At 70.1% G+C, this 17,620-nt stretch carries 13 protein-coding genes; 12 read left to right on the top strand and 1 reads right to left on the bottom strand.

All coding sequences use genetic code 11. The features are described from left to right. Positions 1-105: 105 nt before the first annotated feature. Positions 106-1,431 carry a carbohydrate porin gene (locus tag ABD927_RS07590; RefSeq protein ID WP_345247946.1) on the top strand — a complete coding sequence of 442 codons (1,326 nt, stop codon included), beginning with the start codon at positions 106-108 and terminating at the stop codon, positions 1,429-1,431. Between the two features lie 43 nt (positions 1,432-1,474). Here the strand turns inward: ABD927_RS07590 and ABD927_RS07585 are convergent, their stop codons facing one another. Continuing rightward, on the bottom strand, positions 1,475-3,115 hold the full coding sequence (locus tag ABD927_RS07585) for a GMC family oxidoreductase (protein WP_345247944.1): 1,641 nt from the start codon (positions 3,113-3,115) through the stop codon (positions 1,475-1,477). A gap of 206 nt (positions 3,116-3,321) precedes the next feature. On the opposite strand from ABD927_RS07585, the gene ABD927_RS07580 reads away from it, so the two are divergent. From ABD927_RS07580 to ABD927_RS07530, 11 genes are all read left to right on the top strand, one after another. Next, positions 3,322-4,095, top strand: a complete 774-nt coding sequence (locus ABD927_RS07580; RefSeq protein ID WP_345247942.1) for an IclR family transcriptional regulator — start codon at positions 3,322-3,324, stop codon at positions 4,093-4,095. Positions 4,096-4,376: 281 nt separating this feature from the next. Continuing rightward, positions 4,377-5,861, top strand: coding sequence for an aldehyde dehydrogenase family protein (locus ABD927_RS07575; RefSeq protein ID WP_345247940.1), 1,485 nt, complete (start codon positions 4,377-4,379; stop codon positions 5,859-5,861). 106 nt (positions 5,862-5,967) lie between these two features. After that, the gene (locus tag ABD927_RS07570; RefSeq protein ID WP_345247938.1) at positions 5,968-6,978 is read left to right on the top strand and encodes a Bug family tripartite tricarboxylate transporter substrate binding protein; all 1,011 of its coding nucleotides are present in this window, start codon (positions 5,968-5,970) and stop codon (positions 6,976-6,978) included. A 32-nt stretch (positions 6,979-7,010) separates the two neighbouring features. Continuing rightward, the gene (locus ABD927_RS07565; protein WP_345247936.1) at positions 7,011-7,907 is read left to right on the top strand and encodes a TauD/TfdA dioxygenase family protein; all 897 of its coding nucleotides are present in this window, start codon (positions 7,011-7,013) and stop codon (positions 7,905-7,907) included. Between the two features lie 133 nt (positions 7,908-8,040). Beyond that, entirely contained in the window at positions 8,041-9,069 is a 1,029-nt protein-coding gene (locus tag ABD927_RS07560; protein WP_345247934.1) for a tripartite tricarboxylate transporter substrate binding protein, read from the top strand. Positions 9,070-9,082: 13 nt separating this feature from the next. Next, positions 9,083-10,066, top strand: a complete 984-nt coding sequence (locus ABD927_RS07555; RefSeq protein WP_345247932.1) for a tripartite tricarboxylate transporter substrate binding protein — start codon at positions 9,083-9,085, stop codon at positions 10,064-10,066. Beyond that, a complete protein-coding gene (gene leuC / locus ABD927_RS07550; protein ID WP_345247930.1) occupies positions 10,063-11,490 on the top strand; it encodes a 3-isopropylmalate dehydratase large subunit in 1,428 nt (475 codons plus the stop codon). The genes ABD927_RS07555 and leuC overlap by 4 nt, the downstream gene beginning before the upstream one ends. 26 nt (positions 11,491-11,516) lie before the next feature. Further along, positions 11,517-12,146, top strand: a complete 630-nt coding sequence (gene leuD, locus ABD927_RS07545) for a 3-isopropylmalate dehydratase small subunit (RefSeq protein ID WP_345247928.1) — start codon at positions 11,517-11,519, stop codon at positions 12,144-12,146. Between the two features lie 33 nt (positions 12,147-12,179). Next, positions 12,180-13,079, top strand: coding sequence for an isocitrate lyase/PEP mutase family protein (locus ABD927_RS07540; RefSeq protein ID WP_345247926.1), 900 nt, complete (start codon positions 12,180-12,182; stop codon positions 13,077-13,079). Positions 13,080-13,387: 308 nt separating this feature from the next. After that, positions 13,388-17,122 carry a YadA-like family protein gene (locus ABD927_RS07535; protein ID WP_345247924.1) on the top strand — a complete coding sequence of 1,245 codons (3,735 nt, stop codon included), beginning with the start codon at positions 13,388-13,390 and terminating at the stop codon, positions 17,120-17,122. Between the two features lie 23 nt (positions 17,123-17,145). Next, on the top strand, positions 17,146-17,620 hold a 475-nt coding region (locus ABD927_RS07530), incomplete at its 3' end, for an outer membrane protein assembly factor BamE (RefSeq protein ID WP_425570208.1).

Below are 17,620 nucleotides of genomic sequence, written 5' to 3'. Positions count from 1 at the left end.
TGTCTCCATAATGTGCGGGTGCCGCGACAGGCGCGCCGCGGGTCATTTGCGCGTCATGCCGCGGCGGCTATGCTAACGGCTTTTGGCCGCGCCAGGGGTTGCTCCATGATTTTCCGCCGGTTCGGCGGCGCCTGCCTCGCACTTGCCTGCGCGGCGCCGTGGCTGCCGGCGTCCGCCCAAGGCGACGATGCCGGCGAGCGTTTCGCGCTGCATGCCCAATCCACCTACGTCTGGCAGCGCAAGCCATCGATGGATGCCGCCTACGACGGCCCCAACAGCCTGGGCGCCCCGTCGGCCCGCAGCTATTCCTTCACCGCCACGATCGACGTCGGCGCCCGCCTGTGGCAGGGCGCGGAATTCCATTTCAACGGCGAAGGCGCGCGCGGCGCCGCGCTGTCCGGCCTGCACGGCATGGGCGGCCTGAGCAACGGCGAACTGGCCAAGACCGCCGGCTCCGACCTGACCCTGTACCGCGCCCGCGCCTTCGTGCGCCAGACCTGGGGGCTGGGCGGCGCCACGCAGGACGTCGACGCCGACATGAACCAGCTGGCGGGCACGGTGGACACGCGGCGGCTGGTACTGACTGCCGGCAATCTCTCGGTGCTGGACGTGTTCGACGGCGTCGAGGCCAGCCACGACCCGCGCACGCAGTTCCTGAATTGGTCGTTCATGACCTATGGCGCTTTCGATTATGCCGCCGACGCGCGCGGCTATACCTGGGGCGCGTCGCTGGAATACATCGGCGACGGCTGGGCGGTGCGCGCCGGCCGCTTCATGCAGCCGCGCGAGTCCAACGGCACGGAACTCGACACCCATCTGGGCCGCCACTATGGCGACCAGGTGGAGTTCCAGAAGGACTACACGCTGTTCGGCCGCGCCGGCACGGCCCGCGTGCTGGCCTTCCGCAACCATGCCCGCATGGGCAGTTTCGACGACGCGATCGCGGCGGCGCAGGGCGGCGGCGGCGCGCCCGACCTGGCGACGGTGCGCGCCGAGCACAGCAAGTCGGGGTTCGGCTTCGGCTTCGAACAGGCGGTGGGGGCCGGCGCCTCCGTGTTCCTGCGCGCCAGCCGGGCCGACGGCAAGACCGAAACCTACGCCTTCACCGAGATCGACCGCGCGCTGGCCGCGGGCCTCGCGCTGGACGGCGGCGCGTGGTCGCGGCCGGGCGACACGGCCGGGCTGGCGCTGGCGCTCAACGGGCTGTCGTCGGCGCACCGCGAGTACCTGCGGCGGGGCGGGCTGGGCGCCTTCCTCGGCGACGGCGGGCTGTCGTACGGCAGCGAGCGCATCGTCGAAGGCTATTACAGCTGGCGGCCGCTGAAGCGGCTATGGCTGACGGCCGACGCGCAGTTCGTCCGCAATCCCGGCTACAACCGCGACCGCGGGCCGGCCAAGGTGTTTTCGCTGCGGGTGCACACGGAGTTTTGAGCCCGCGCCGCCGCGCGGCGGCGGGCCCGCGTTGCCGGCAGGCTCAGTGCGCCGCCGCCAGCAGCATGGCGGCGGCTTTTTCGCCGGTGGCGATGGTCGGGATGTTGGTGTTGGTGGACGGAATGGTCGGGAATACCGACGAATCGACCACCCGCAGCGCGCCCACGCCGCGCACCCGCAACTCGGGGTCGACCACCGCCATCGGGTCGACGCCCATCTTGCAGGTGCCCAGCATGTGCCAGCTGGTGCCCACCGTTTCGCGGATGTGGTCGAGCAGTTCGTCGTCGCCCACCACCTCGGCCCCGGGCCGCGTTTCCTCCAGCACCAGCGGCTGCAGCGACGGCATCTTCGCCAGCCGGCGCGCCAGCCGCATCGCCTCCAGGAACAGCCGGCCGTCGTCTTCGTGCGAAAGATAGCGCGGATCCATCCGCGCCTGCTGAAGCGGATCGCGCGACTGCGCATGGACGCTGCCGACCGACTTCGGCTGCATCACCATCGCGCCGATGGCGAAGCCCGAGAACGGGTCGAGGCCGTGGGCGCGGGTGCGGGCGTAGCGATTGGCGCCCGACAACTGCTGCAGCCGCATGACGAGGTCGGGCTGGCGGGCGTCGGCGCGCGAGCGCAGGTTGATGCCGGCGGTGACCGAGCAGACGGTGAGCAGGCCTTCGCGCTTGAGCGCGAAGCGCAGCCCCTCGCGCAGCTTCAGCCAGGGGCTGCGCACGACGTCGTTGATGGTGATCGGCTTGGCGCAGCGGAAGGTGACCCGCACGTTGGGATGGTCGCGCAGGTTCTCGCCCACGCCCGGCAGGTGGTGCGCGACCGGGATGCCGAGGTCCTGCAGTACGGCGGCGTTGCCGATGCCGGACAGTTCGAGCAGCTTGGGCGATTGCAGCGGCCCGGCCGACAGCACGACTTCGCGGCGGGCCTGCACCTGGCGCAGCGTGTCGCCCAGGCGCAGTTCGACGCCGGTGGCGCGCCCGCCGGCCAGCAGCACGCGGGTGGCGGTGGCGCCCAGCAGCACCGTCAGGTTGGGGCGGCGCGCGGCCGGTTTCAAATAACCCACCGACGAGCTGTTGCGCAGCCCGCGGCGCGTGGAATATTGGAGATAGAAGGCGCCTTCGTAGTGCCGGCCGTCGTTGTAGTCGGGCGAACGCGGGAAGCCGGCTTCGCCGGCGGCGGCCACGAAGGCTTCCGACAGCGGATCGGACTGTTCGTCGAGCCGGGTGCAGTGTATCGGGCCGCCGGTGCCGCGCACGGCCGGGTCGCCCTGCGGAAAGTCTTCCAGCTTCTTGAAGTAGGGCAGCAGGTCGGCGTAGCCCCAGCCGGCGCAGCCGGCATCGCGCCAGGCGTCGTATTCGGCCGGGTCGCCGCGCACGAACACGTTGCCGTTGATCGAGCTGCAGCCGCCCAGCACCTTGCCGCGGCGCCACGGCATCCGCTGGCCTTTCAGGTGCCGCTGGGGCTCGGTCATGAAAGGCCAGGTCACGCGGTCGTCGCGCAGCAGGTTGGCCACCATCAGCGGAATGCGGAAGTTAAGGTGGGTATCGCGGCCGCCTGCTTCCACCAGCAATACCTGGTGGCGGCCGTTTTCGCTCAGCCGGTTGGCCAGCACGCAGCCTGCCGAGCCCGCGCCGACGACGATGAAATCGAAGGCCGCCCCGGCGGGGAGATGGTCTACGTACACCTTGCTGTCTCCTGGTTGTTCTTTTGTGCAAAACAAAGGTTCTCTTTTAGTATTGGGTGTCCTCCAGTCGACGTCAAGACGGTATTGCGCCGCGGCCTTCATTGCACTGCAGGCGGGCCATTCTTATAATCGGGGGTTGCATAATTCCGTTTAGTGGAACGGTGGTTCGGCATCCTCGTGGCGCCACGCCGTCCTTCCCCGTCCCCATGCCTGACATCGCCCCCGAGTCCCCCTCTTCATCGTCGCCCGCCGGCGGCGTGGCCGCGGTCGACCGCGCGCTCACCATCGCCATCGCGCTGGCGCGCGCCGAATCGCCGCTTTCGCTGGCCGACCTGGCGCGCGCCACCGGCATGTACAAAAGCACGCTGCTGCGGCTGCTGGCCTCGCTCGAACGCAGCGGCCTGGTGGTGCACCGTACCGACCGCCTCTATGCGCTCGGGCCGCTCGCCTTCCTGTTCGGCCGCTCGTTCGACATCACCCATGGCCTGAAGCAGAGCATCCAGCCGGTGCTCGAATGGCTGGTGGGGCGCGGCACCGAAAGCCCGTCGTTCCACGTGCGGCACGGCGACGACACGCGCCTGTGCCTGTTCCGCGTGGATTCCAGCCATTCCACGCTGGACCGCGTCAGCCCCGGCATGGTGCTGCCGCTGTACAAGGGCGCCGCCGGCAAGGTGCTGCGCACTTTCGCGCAAGGCCTGCCGGCCGCGGGCAACGCGCCGCTGGTCTACACCTCGTTCGGCGAACGCGATCCGCTGTGCGGCGCGGTGGCGGCGCCGGTGTTCGGCCCTTCCGGCATCCTGATGGGCGCGCTGTCGCTGTCGGGGCCGCTGGAGCGCTTTTCCGAGCTGGCCGTGCAGCGCATGAGCACGCTGATCGCGATCGCCGCCGAGCGCGCCACGCAATCGCTGGGCGGCCAGTGGCCGCAGCCCGCGGGCGATGCGGGCGTGGCCGCCGCCGCCGGCCTGGCGTCGGTCGGCTGACGCCGATAAACCCGCCGGAGCCGCCCGTCGCGCGGCCCCGGCCTTCCCCCTTCCCCTCGCTGCCCGGCCGCCGGGCCGCATCCCGCGGTCTCCTCCCCGCCTACGTATCCATCCGCATCCGCCTGCACCGCGGTTGTACGCCGCACGCTTGACAGCGGCCATGGCGCCGTCCGAGAATCGTAAAGAAATAGAATAAAAGTTCTTTCAGACGGAATTTCAGAAAAACGGTCGTTCTGATCGTGCGGTCCGGCACGGCGGACGGCCGGCACCAGGAGACCGCATTGGATACGCGCGAAAAAACGTCCTCTTCCAACGAACACGCCATCCGGGCGCAGTACGAACACCTGATCGGCGGCGAATGGACGGCCCCGGCCGCCGGACGCTATTTCGAAGGCTACGACCCTTCCACCGGCGATCCCCTGGGCCGCTACGCCCGCGGCGACGCACAGGACGTCGACCGCGCCGTCCGCGCCGCCGACGCCGGCTTTCGCCAGTGGGCCGCGCTCGATCCCCATCGTCGCGGCCAGATCCTGAACCACGCCGCGCAACTGGTGCGCCGGAACAAGGCGCGGCTGGTGCACCTGGAAACCCTCGACACGGGCAAGCCGCTGAAGACCTCGGCGAGCGACGTCGAGGCCTGCGCGCGCTATTTCGAGTTCTACGCCGGCATCGCCGACAAGATCCACGGCGAGACGCTGCCCGCGCCGGGCGGCAACCTGGTCTATACGCTGCGCGAGCCCTATGGCGTCACGGCCCACATCACGCCGTGGAACAGCCCGATCAGCCAGGCCGCACGCGGCATCGCGCCGGCGCTGGCGGCGGGCAACTCGATCGTGGTCAAGCCGGCCGAGCAGACCTGCCTGACCACCTTCGAGCTGGCGCAGCTGTGCATCGAGGCCGGCGTGCCGGCCCAGGCCTTCAACGTGGTGACCGGCTTCGGCGAGGAGGCCGGCCAGGCGCTGGTCGACCATCCGCTGGTGCGCAAGATCAATTTCACCGGCTCGGTGGAAACCGGCCGCAGCGTGATGCGCGGCGCCGCGCAGCGCATCTGCCCGGTGGGGCTGGAGCTGGGCGGCAAGTCGCCCTTCATCGTGTTCGCCGACGCCGACCTCGACGAGGCCGCCCGCCGCGCCGCCCAGACCGTCATCCAGAACGCCGGCCAGAGCTGCTCGGCCGGCATGCGCCAGCTTGTCGAGCGGCCCGTGCTGCAGGCCTTCACCGACAGGCTGGTGGCCAACCTGAAGGCGGTCACCATCGGCCCGGGCATCGACGACCCGAACATGGGGCCGCTGGTATCCGAAGAGCAGATGCAGCGCGTGCTGGGCTATATCGAAACCGGCAAGCGCGAAGGCGCCCGCCTGGCGTACGGCGGCCAGCGCCTGCGCGAAGGCCGGCTGGCCGGCGGCTGCTTCGTGCAGCCCACCGTGTTCACCGAGGTCGACAACGCCATGACCATCGCGCGCGAAGAGATCTTCGGCCCGGTGGCGTGCCTGATCCCGTTCGACGGCGAGGACGAGGCGCTGCGCATCGCCAACGACAGCGAATACGGCCTGGCGGCCGGCGTGTGGACGGCCGACATCGGCCGCGCCCACCGCATGGCGGCGCGGATCCAGGCCGGCCAGGTCTGCATCAACAGCTACCTGGGCGTCAACGTCGAGGCGCCGTTCGGCGGCTACCGCAACAGCGGCATCGGGCGCGAGAAAGGCGTCGAGGCCGTGCATCACTACACGCAGCTGAAAACCGTGATGCTGCCGACCGCGCGCTGACCGGGCCGGCCGTCCGGGCCGGCAGCCACCGTTCGGCGTACCAAGAGCAGCAACGACATGCGCCGCGGCCGGATTCCCCGGCCGACGGCCGAACGAGGAGGAGACGATGGAAAAGGCACTCGGAATGGAGGCCGGCCACCGCGCGCGCACGGCCGCAAGGCTGGCCGCGGCGATCGTGCTGGCCGGCATCTCGGTCGCGGCCGGCGCGCAGGCGCAGCAGCCGTATCCTGCCGGTCCGGTCACGCTGGTGACGCCGTTCACGCCCGGCAGCGGCAGCGACGCCACCGCGCGCGCCGCCGCCTCCACGCTGGGGCCGGTACTGGGCCAGACGGTGGTGGTGCAGAACGTGGCCGGCGCCGGCGGCGCCATCGGCGCGCGCCAGGTGGCCAAGGCCGCGCCCGACGGCTACACGCTGCTGCTGGCCAGCATCAGCTTTTCGGTGATCCCCAGCCTGATGAAGGTCGGCTTCGATCCGGTCAAGGATTTCCGGCCGGTCACGATGCTGGGGCTGCAGCCCTTCGTGCTGGTGGTGCCCGAATCGCTGCCGGCCAACAGCGTGAGCGAGCTGGTGGCGCTGGCCAAGGCCCGGCCCGGCAAATTCAACTATGCCAGCGCCGGCGTCGGCAGCATCGGCCATCTGCAGTGGGAACTGCTGAAGACCGAGCGCGGCATCGACCTCGTCCACGTCCCGTACAAGGGCACGCCTGAAACGGTGGTCGGCATGCTGGCCGGCGAAGTGCAGATGTCGCTGGTGTCGCTGCCGGCCGCGATGCCGCAGATCAAGGCCGGCAAGCTCAAGGCGCTCGGCGTCACCGGCGACAAGCGCGCGCCCGAACTGCCATCGGTGCCCACGATGGCCGAGGCCGGTTTCCCCAGCCTGGGCGATTCGGTCTGGTACGCCATCCTGGCGCCGGCCGGCACGCCGCAGGCCGTGGTCGACAAGCTCAACGCCGCCTTCGGCCGCACGCTGCGCGACCCCGAAACCATCTCGCGGCTGGCCGCGGTCGGCACCGACGCCACCACCAGTTCCCCGCAGGAGGCCGCCGACTACGTGCGTGCGCAGGTCGCCAAATGGGGCAAGGTCGTCAGCGACGCGAAGATCCGGGTAGAGAACTGAACCCCGTTCGCATTCGACAAGGAGCGAAGTCCATGAGCCATACCATCACCCCGCTGACGCCCCACCAGACCGGCGCCGAGATCCGCGGCCTCGACCTGTCGCAGCCGGTGTCCGACCGGCTGCGCGCCGAACTGAACGCCGCGCTGGCGCGCCATGGCGTGCTGGTGTTCCGCGACCAGGACCTGCCGCCCGAGCGCTTCAAGCGGGCGGCGCAGATCTTCGGCGAGATCATGCCGCACCACCGCCGCTCGGGCGATACCACCGAGGATTCGTCGATCTTCGAGGTCAAGAACCTGGAGGTGGCGCCGGGCAAGTATTACATCGTCGGCGAAAGCTTCCATACCGATCATTCCAACGACCCGGTGCCGCCCAAGGCCACCGTGCTGCATCCGGTGGCGCTGCCCGATCGCGGCGGCGACACGCAGTTCGTCAACGTCCATGCGGCCTACGACGACCTGGCCGAGCCGATGAAGAAGCGCATCGACAAGCTGCTGGCCGTGCACGTCTACGTCAGCCAGTACAGCCCGCGCAAGCTGATCAAGGTCGACGACGACACGGCCGCCCACCTGCCGCCGCCGGCCATCCACCCGCTGGTGCGCATCCATCCCGAGAACGGCCGCAAATACCTGTACCTGAACCCGGTGCGCATGGATTCGATCATCGGCATGCCCGACGACGAGGCGCAGGCCCTGATCGCCGAGCTGATGGCCCATGCCACCCAGCAGCGCTACGAATACCGGCACCAGTGGAAGTACGGCGACATGGTGATCTGGGACAACCGCAGCGTGATGCACCAGGCCAATGCCGACTACGACATGACCCAGCTGAGGAAGCTGTACCGGATCATGATCAAGGGGCAGTTGCACGAAAGCGATCTGGAAGCGACGCGCGGCGTCGAGGTCGATCTGGAGCAGCGCGTGCCGAGTTGAGCCCACCCCCTACGCGCTTACGCGCGCCCCTCAAGGGGCGGCACTGGCGGACCGGCGGAGCCGGATCCGCTGTGCCCTGGATGGGCGGCATCGGCAGTGATGCCCATGACAAGAATGAGCGAGGAGCGAGACCATGTATCGAACCGAAGAGCTTGACGCGGGCGCCGCCCGCGGCCCGGAAGACGGCGCGCGGCGGCGCCTGTGCCTGGCGCTGGCGGGGCTGGCGGCGGGCGCGTCGGCGGCCGGGGGCGCGCATGCGCAGAACCCCGCGGCCGGCACCATGCGCATCATTTCGCCGTATCCGGCCGGCGGCGGCACCGACGGCTTCGCGCGGGCGCTGGGGCAGAAATTCACCGAACGGCTGGGCCTGCCGGTGGTGGTCGAGAACCGCGGCGGCGCCAACGGCACGGTGGGCGCCGCCGTCGCCGCCAAGGCACCGCCGGATGGCCGCACGCTGCTGCTGGTGGCCGCCGGCTATGCCACCGGCGCCAGCCTGTACAAAGACCTGCCCTACGACCAGGACCGCGACCTGGCGCCGGTGGCGCTGCTGGCCTCGGGCCCGCTGGTGCTGGTGGTGCATCCTTCGCTGGGCGTGAACTCGGTGCAGGAATTCATTGCGCTGGCCAAGGCGCATCCCGGGCAGATCAACTACGCCTCGTCGGGCATCGGTTCGCTGCCCCACCTGGCCGCCGAACAGTTCGCGGCGATGAGCGGCATCCGGCTCGTGCACGTGCCGTACAAAGGTCCCAGCGTGGCCATGACCGACGTACAGAGCGGCCGCGTGCCGGCCTATTTCTGCGCCATCTACAGCAGCCTGCCGCACATCCGCTCGGGCAAGCTGCGCGGCCTGGGCGTCACCACCGCCGAGCGCTCGCCCATCGCGCCCGACCTGCCCACCATCGCCGAAAGCGGCCTGCCAGGCTTCGACATGACCAACTGGTACGGGCTGCTGACGCCGGCCGGCACGCCCGCGCCCGAAATCGCCAAACTCAACGAAATCGTCAACTGGGCCCTGGGCGCGCCGGAACTCAAGCAGCTGGCGGACTCCAGCGGCATGACCATCGCGTCCGGCAGCGCCGAGCAGTTCGGCAGCTTCCTGCATCGCGAATCCGACAAGTTCACGCGGCTGATCCGTTCCATCGGGCTCAAGGCCGACGCATAGGAGACAGACAGTAATGTTCAGACATTTCATCCGCAGATGGCTCATCGCCGCTGCGCTGTGGGTCGCATGGGCGGCGCCGGCGGGCGCGGCAGACCGGCCGTACCCGACGCGTCCGGTACGCGTGGTGGTCCCCTTCAATGCCGGCGGCAGCACCGACATCCTCGCGCGCGCGCTGGCCAAGCGGCTGGGCGAAGAACTCGGCCAACCGTTCGTGGTCGAGAACAAGCTCGGCGCCGGCGGCGCCATCGGCGCCGCGCAAGTGGCGCGGGCCGCTCCCGATGGACATACGCTGCTGTTCACCACGAGCTATTTCGCGCTCGGGCCGGCCATCATGAAGAACGTCGGCTACGATCCCATCCGCGATTTCGTTCCGGTCAGCAACGTCGCCTTCATGCCGATGGTTCTGCTGGTGCGCAACGATCTGCCGGCCAGCTCGGTAAGCGACGTGATCCGGCTCGCCAAGCAGCAGCCCGGCGCGCTGACCTATTCTTCCAGCGGCCCGGGCGGCCCGCCGCATCTGGCCGCCGCGCTGTTCGGCAACCTGGCCGGCATCAGCCTCACGCACGTGCCGTACAGCGGCGCGGCGCCGGCGCTGCTCGACGTCGCCTCCAGCCGCATCGACATCAGCTTTTCCACGCTGTTGTCGGCCGTGCCGTTCCTGAAGGCAGGACGGATGCGGATGCTGGCGGTGGCCTACAAAGAGCGGCTCACAGGCTATGCCGACGTGCCCACGTTCGCCGATGCCGGGCTGCCGGCGCTCGAAATGGTGACCATGAATGCGATGCTGGCGCCCGCGGGCACGCCGCGCGCGGCGGTGGATGCGCTGTACGGCGCGATCGCCCGCATCGTGCGCGAGCCGGCCATGCACGAGTTGATCACCGAGCAGGGAGCGCTGACGGTGGGCGATTCGCCCGACCACTTCGGCGATTTCCTGCGCCGCGACGTGGCGCGGTGGGCGGAACTGGCAGTCGCCAACAACGTGGCGGCAGGGCAATGACGACGGGAGCGGGCACCATGGCCACGTCCGGCACGCTATTCGAAAAAATCTGGCGGCGTCACGTGATCGTCGAGCAGGGCGACGAGGCATTGCTCGGCATCGATACGCATTTCGTGGCCGAAGGCTCCTTCCATGCCTTCGGCGCCCTGGCCAAGGAGGGCCGCACGGTGCGGCGGCCGGGCCAGGTGTTCGGTTCGCCCGACCATTTCGCCTCCACCGTCGGCCGGGAGCGCGGTCTGGCCGGCATCGGCGATCCCGAATCGCGCGAGCTGGTGCGCTACCTGGAACGGAATGCGCGCGACTATGGCTTCGAACACTTCGGCCTGGACGACGAGCGGCAGGGCATCCTGCATGTGATCGGGCCGGAGCAGGGCATCACGCAACCGGGGCTCACGGTCAGTTGCGGCGACTCGCACACGGCCACGCATGGCGCGCTGGGGGCGCTTGCCTTCGCCGTGGGCGCGTCCCAGAACAAGCAGATCCTCGCCACCCAGTGCCTGTGGCAGAAGCGGCCCAAGACCATGCGCATCGAGGTGGACGGCCGCCCCTGCCCCGGCGTCGGCGCCAAGGACGTCATGCTGGCGATCCTGGCCCGCATCGGCGTGGCCGGCGCGGTCGGCCACGTCATCGAATACGCCGGCACGGCGATCCGTGCGATGAGCATGGAGCAGCGCATGACCATCTGCAACATGTCGATCGAGGCCGGCGCCCGCAGCGGCATCATCGCCCCCGACGACACCACCTATCAGTATCTGGCCGGCCGTCCCTACGCGCCGCGCGGACGCGACTGGGACGCCGCGCTGGCGTTCTGGCGCACGCTGCCGACCGACGACGGCGTCCGCTTCGACCGCGAGGTCGCGATCGACGCCGGCACGCTGGAGCCCATCGTGACCTGGGGCACGCTGCCCGAACATGCATTGCCGATCAGCGCGTCGGTACCCGACCCTGGAGCCGTCGACGATCCCCAGCGGCGGACGCAGATGGAAGCCGCGCTGCGCTACATCGGCCTGGCACCCGGCACGCCGCTGCAGGAGGTGGCCGTCGATCGCGTCTTCATCGGCAGCTGTACCAACGGCCGCATCGAAGACCTGCGGGCCGCGGCGGCGGTGCTGCGCGGCCGCAAGGCGGCCGTGCCGGCGTTCGTCTCGCCCGGCTCAGGGCTGGTCAAGCGGCAGGCCGAGGCGGAGGGATTGGACCGTGTCTTCATCGAAGCCGGTTTCGAATGGCGCGCCCCCGGCTGCTCGGCATGCGTGGCGATGAACGGCGATGTGGTGCCGCCAGGCGAGCGCTGCGCCGCGACTTCCAACCGCAACTTCGAGGGCCGCCAAGGCAAAGGGTCGCGCACGCACCTGATGAGCCCGGCCATGGCCGCCGCCGCAGCCGTGACCGGCAGGCTGACCGACGTTCGTCGGCTGCTGGCCTGACGGCCCGCCACGCGAGGAGAGCCCGCATGTCGCCATTCACCCGCATCACGGCCGTTGCCGCGCCGCTCGACATGGACAATGTCGATACCGACAAGCTGATTCCGTCCCGCTTCTTCAAGAAGGCGCGCGGCGACGGCCTGCAACAGTATCTGCTGCACGACCTGCGCTTCGACGGCGATGGCCGCGAACGGGCGGACTTCGTACTGAACCAGGCGCCGTACCGGGCGGCGAAGATCCTCGTCGCGGGAGCCAATTTCGGCTGCGGCTCCGGGCGCGAGGCCGCGGTCTACGCCGTTCTCGACTACGGTTTTTCGGCCGTGGTCGCGCCCAGCTTCGGCGAACTGTACTACGGCAACATGCTGCAGAACGGCATGCTGCCGGTCGTGCTGCCGGAAGCGGCCTGTGCCGATTTGCGCCGTCTGTTGCGCGAGCGCCCGGGCAGTTGCCTGGAGATCGATCTGGAAACCCGATCGCTGACCGGTCCCGACGGGCGGCGCCACGTTTTCGACCTCGCCGAAACGGCCCGGCAGCGGCTGCTGCAGGGCCTCGACGACATCGCCCTGATCCTGCAGCATCTGCCGGAGATCGAAGCCTACGAAAGCCGCATGCGGGCCGATATGCCCTGGCGGCATCGCCCGCCCGCCGGCGTTTCATGAGAGGCGGTCCGATCCGCCATTGGAGATACATCAATGACCGAAAAACTGACCACCCGCCTGCGCCGGCTCACCAGCCAGCCCGACGCCTGCGTCATGGCGCCCGGCGCCGGCGACGCCTTCATGGCCCGCATGCTGGCGCGCGCCGGGTTCGAGGCGGTGTACATGTCGGGCTTCGCCACCAGCGTGACGCGGCTGGGCATGTCGGACGTCGGCCTGCTGACCGCTTCCGAGATGCTGGACAACACCTGGCGCATCGTCGATGCCTCGGGACTGCCGGTGCTGGCCGACATCGACACCGGCTATGGCAATGCGATGAACGTGTTGCGCACCGTGCGCGATTTCGAGAAGGCCGGCGCCGCCGCGCTGCACATGGAGGACCAGGTTTCGCCCAAGCGATGCGGCCACCTGGCCGGCAAGCGGGTGATCCCGGCCGCCGAGATGGTCTCCAAGATCAAGGCCGCCTGCGACGCGCGCGTCGACGCCGACCTGATGCTGGTGATCCGCACCGACGCGATCGCCGTGGAAGGAATCGAGGCGGCCTTCGAGCGCGCCGAGCGCTACCGCGAGGCGGGGGCCGACATGCTGTTCATCGAGGCGCCGGTGGGCCGCGAGCAGACCGAGCGGGTGGCCCGCCATTTCAAGGGCGTGCCGCTGCTGTACAACATGGCCGCCAGCGGCAAGTCGCCCGACATCCCGGCCGACGAACTGGGGCGCATGGGGTTCAGGCTGGCCACCTTCGCGCTGTACGGACTGCTGGCGGCGATTGCGCCGATCGAGCGGATGCTGGGCGAGTTGCGGCGCACCGGGACCATCGGCCATTTGCGCGATAGCATGGCCACCTTCAAGCATCTCAACGAGATCGTCGGGCTGCCCGAGCACCAGGCGGCGGAAGCGCGCTATGGCGTGCCCGAAGACGAGCAGACCCGGCTTTGACGGCGGCGTTCGCCAGCCCGCGCGTGCGCCGCGTTACGTAACGCCCCATCTCATTTCCCGTAACGCAGCGTAACGCCGGACCCCTTCCACATCGTTTTCCGCTGCGACTATCGCAGCATCGGAAACTCTCCCGATCGTCGATATCCCCTTGTGTTTCAACGATCTGCGCCGTTCGGGCACGTCGCGCGAATACTTGCGCGGCGCGATGGCATAGGTCTTGCTCGAAGCCTCTCGACACAGCCGGCGCTCGCCGCCGCAAGGCCTTCGCGGATGCGCGCGGACGCTTCGAATCATTGGGGGGCAGGGAATTGAACAAGATCTATCGGACCGTATGGAGCGATGCGCTGCAGTGCTGGATCGCCGCCGCGGAGAACGTGCGGCGTGGCGGGCGAGCGGGGGGCGCGGTGGCGGTGCTGGCCGCGGCTGCGGTGGCCGCGCCGGCCGCGGCTGCCGATATGAACGGCGTGCCGGGCCTGCTCAATAGCCGGCTCACCGAAGGCGCAGGCATCGGCATGCCGGTGGGTGCCGTGCAGCAGCAGATGCTGCAGCCAGCACGGGCCGTGTCGGCTTCGCCGATGCAGTCCCAGATGGCGGCCGCTCTGGGCGGCGCCCCGGCCAACGCCGCTGCGTCGGCGGCGCAGACCGCCGCTTCGACGGCGCAGACCGTCGCTTCGACGGCGCAGACCGCCGCCTCGACGGCGCAGGCCGCCGTGGCAGCGCCATCGTCCCCGCACGCCGTGCCGCCCTCGGCCCAGGCTGCCGCGGCCGACGACCGCAAGGCACTGGCAACCGCGCCAACCGCGCGGACCGCGCTGGCGCCGGCCGCGCTGGCTGCCGAGCCCGCATCGCTTGCCTCGGCCGCTCAGGCGATCGCCCCGATCCCGGCCGCCAGTACCTTTTCCATGTCGTCGAACATGCTGGCGGCCCCCATGGCGGCAGCGGCGGCGGCGCCGCCTCCCGAGGGTTCGGTGCCGCCGCCGCTGTCGCCCGCGCCCCCCACCGGCCTGGTAGTCGGTACCGCTGGCCTGTTCGGCAGCGTCGGCCAGGGGCTGTCGCCGCTGACCATGGCGGCGTTCAATTCGCAGCAGGACTGGCTGCGGTCCGGCGCGCTCAGCGTCAACCGCGACAACATCAATGCGCGCTTCCGGGTCGTCAATCTGATCGGCCTGCCGGTGCTCGACCTGGCGCCGGTCACCGGCACGCTGTCCGGCGGCGGCTCGCTGCCCGACCAGCGCCTGACGCTGCTGGGCGGCGTCACCTCGGGCAACTACATCACCAACATCAATTCCGGCCTGACCTACAAGAACGGCCTGCTGCTGTCCGATACGGCGACGGCGCCCGACTACGTCACGGCGAACAACTGCCTGAACGTGCTCAACCTGGTCGGCGCCACCTGCTGGGACGTGCCCGCCGCGCAGAACAACCAGGTGCTGGTGGGCGATGGCGCCAGCGCCAACGGCTCGCAGGAAGTCGTGATCGGCACCGGCGCGCGCCATCTGCTGCCGAACGAAGATGCCTCCACCATCTTCACCGACCCGACCAAGCCCGGCGTGCCGACCGACGACTATTCGCTGCGCAAGGGCTACTCGGTGGTGATCGGCGACAACGCCTTCGGCAACGCCAACGCCCAGACCATCCTCGGCGCCGGCGCGTCATCCACGGTGGCCGGCGGCGTCGCGCTCGGCTACCAGTCGGTGGCGGACCGCACCGGCAGCGGCGTCGAGGCCTACAGCAAGGTCGCGGTGCCCACGCAGGGCGCCGTGTCGGTGGGCGCGCCCGGCAGCGAACGCCAGATCACCAACGTGGCCGGCGGCACGGCCGACACCGACGCGGTCAACCTGCGCCAGTTGAAGGCGCTGGAATCCACGATCGAAACCGGCGACGCCAATGCCGTCCAGTACGACGACGGCACCAAGAAAGTCGTAACGCTGCAGGGCGGCACCGGCGGCACGCGCATCACCAACGTCGCCAACGGCGACGTCAGCGCCACCAGCACCGACGCCGTCAATGGCTCGCAGCTGAACGCGACCAACGAGAACGTCACCAACATCAGCAACACGGTGACCAACATAGACAACAACGGCACCAAGTATTTCCGCGCCAACTCGACGCTGGCCGGCGCCGCGGCCACCGGCGCCGACACGGTCGCCGCCGGCGGCGCCGCTCAGGCCGGCGCCGCCAATGCGGTGGCGCTGGGCAGCGGCGCCAATGCCTCGCAGGCCAATAGCGTGGCGCTCGGCGCCGGCTCGATCACCACGGTGGGCGCGCAGACAGGCTATGCCGCCTTCGCGCTGGCCGCGCCGCAGACCTCGGCCGGCGAAGTATCGGTGGGCAGCGTGGGCGCCGAACGCAAGATCACCAACGTGGCGGCCGGCGCCGACGACACCGACGCGGCCAACGTCGCGCAGCTGAAGGCGCTCAACCAGCAGATCGACGACGTGGACAGCCTGGCGGTCAAGTACGACAGCACCGCCCGCACCTCGATCACGCTGAACCCGGGCGGCCCGTCCACGCTGATTTCCAACGTCGCCCCCGGCGCCGAGACGTCCGGCAGCACCCAGGCAGTCAACGGCTCGCAGCTGTGGCACTGGACGCAGGACACCACCAACCAGATCAGCAACACCAGCCTGTACGACCTGATCAAGAACATCCAGCAGGGCGATCCCAATCTGTACTTCAAGGTCAGGTCGGCCGGCGGCGAGGCCCAGGCCACCGGCACCGAGAGCCTGGCCGCCGGCGGCGGCACCACGGCCACCGGCAGCCGCAGCGTGGCCGTGGGCAACGCCGCCGCGGCCGCCGGCGACGACGGCACCGCCACCGGCAACGGCGCGCAGGCCAGCGGCGCGGGATCTTCCGCGGTCGGCTCCGGCGCGGTCGCCAGCGGTACCGGATCGTCGGCGGTCGGCTCGGGCTCGACGGCCAGCGGCGCCCGCGCCACGGCGCTCGGTTCCAATGCCCAGGCCAGCGCCGACAACAGCGTCGCCCTCGGCGCCGATTCGGTGGCCGACCGCGCCAATACCGTATCGGTCGGTTCGGCCGGCAACGAGCGGCAGATCACCAACGTGGCCGACGGCACGGAAGACACCGACGCCGCCAACGTCCGCCAGCTGAAGGCGGTATCGGGCGACGTCACCAACATCACCGAAGGCAAGGACGGCATGTTCCAGGTCGAGAACTCGGCCAACCGGCCCAAGCCCGTGGCCAGCGGCACCGACTCGGCGGCCGGCGGCGCGGGCGCGGTGGCCTCCGGCGCGGCCAGCACGGCGGTCGGCAATACCGCGTCGGCCACCGGCGCCAACGCCACGGCGCTGGGCAATGGCGCGCAGGCCGCCGGACAGGGCGCCACGGCGCTCGGCAGCGGCGCGCAGGCAAGCGGGCAGAACGCGACCGCGCTCAGCGCGGGCGCGGTGGCCTCGGGCAACAACGCGATCGCGGTCGGCAACGGCGCGCAGGCCCAGGGCAGCGGCGCGCTGTCGCTCGGCAACGGCGCCCAGGTGGGTTCGGGCGCCACCAATGCGATGGCGCTGGGCAACGGTGCCAGCGCCACGGCCACCAACAGCGTGGCGCTGGGCGCCGGTTCGTCGGCCACGGTGGGCGCGCAGAGCAACTACCGCGCCTACGGCCTGTCGGCGGCGCAGAGTTCGGCCGGCGAAGTATCGGTGGGCGCGGCCGGCGCCGAACGCAAGATCACCAACGTGGCGGCCGGCTCGGCCGATACCGACGCGGTCAACGTGCAGCAGCTGCGCGGCGCCACCGCCGACATCGGCAACAGCATCAGCAGCCTGCGCGACGACATGCGCGGCATCGAGCGCAACGCCAACGCCGGCGCGGCTTCCGCGATGGCGGTGGCCGGCCTGCCGCAGGCCTACGCGCCGGGCCGCAGCATGGCTTCGGCCGCGGCCAGCCACTACCTCGGCCAGTCGGCGATCGCGGTCGGCGTGTCGACCATTTCGGAAAACGGCCGCTGGGTCTACAAGTTCGCCGGCAACGTCAACACCCAGGGCAAGGTCGGCGCCGTGATCGGCGCGGGCTATCAATGGTAGGCCCGCGCGCATCGGAGATCAGGATGATCCGCAATACCCACAAGAGCAACAAGAATGCGAAGCGGCTGGCGGCCTGCCTGGTTCCGCTGCTGCTGATGGGCGGCTGCTCCATGTTCCGCGGCTCGTCCAAGCCGGCGCCGCAGCCGGCCAGCAACGGCATGAGCGTGGTGTTCCCCGCGCGCGACAGCGCGACCTTCAAGGAAGGCACCTTCGTCAGCCTGGACAACCTGCGCCGAGTGATCCCGGGGCTGACCAAGCCCCAGGTGTACGACCTGCTGGGCGCGCCGCATTTCCACGAAGGGGTGTTCGGCGTCCATACCTGGAACTACATCTTCAATTTCCGCACCGGCAGGGGCAATGAGTACATCACCTGCCAGTACCAGCTGCATTTCGACAAGGATATGAAGACCGACGCCGGCAACTGGGACAAACGGGAATGCGCCGACCTGGTCTACCCGCGGCCGGCGCCCAGCACGCCGCCGCCGGCGGCTGCCGCGC

Source organism: Pigmentiphaga soli (genome assembly GCF_039541095.1).
In the GTDB taxonomy this organism is placed as follows: domain Bacteria; phylum Pseudomonadota; class Gammaproteobacteria; order Burkholderiales; family Burkholderiaceae_B; genus Pigmentiphaga; species Pigmentiphaga soli.
Note: the sequence above shows the minus strand (reverse complement) of the source record. Positions and strands in the feature narration are given on the sequence as shown.

Coding starts and splice junctions, on each gene's coding strand:
- ABD927_RS07590 (WP_345247946.1), top strand. CDS start 106: ATGATTTTCCGCCGGTTCGGCGGCGCCTGCCTCGCACTTGCCTGCGCG.
- ABD927_RS07580 (WP_345247942.1), top strand. CDS start 3,322: ATGCCTGACATCGCCCCCGAGTCCCCCTCTTCATCGTCGCCCGCCGGC.
- ABD927_RS07570 (WP_345247938.1), top strand. CDS start 5,968: ATGGAAAAGGCACTCGGAATGGAGGCCGGCCACCGCGCGCGCACGGCC.
- ABD927_RS07565 (WP_345247936.1), top strand. CDS start 7,011: ATGAGCCATACCATCACCCCGCTGACGCCCCACCAGACCGGCGCCGAG.
- ABD927_RS07560 (WP_345247934.1), top strand. CDS start 8,041: ATGTATCGAACCGAAGAGCTTGACGCGGGCGCCGCCCGCGGCCCGGAA.
- ABD927_RS07555 (WP_345247932.1), top strand. CDS start 9,083: ATGTTCAGACATTTCATCCGCAGATGGCTCATCGCCGCTGCGCTGTGG.
- leuC (WP_345247930.1), top strand. CDS start 10,063: ATGACGACGGGAGCGGGCACCATGGCCACGTCCGGCACGCTATTCGAA.
- leuD (WP_345247928.1), top strand. CDS start 11,517: ATGTCGCCATTCACCCGCATCACGGCCGTTGCCGCGCCGCTCGACATG.
- ABD927_RS07540 (WP_345247926.1), top strand. CDS start 12,180: ATGACCGAAAAACTGACCACCCGCCTGCGCCGGCTCACCAGCCAGCCC.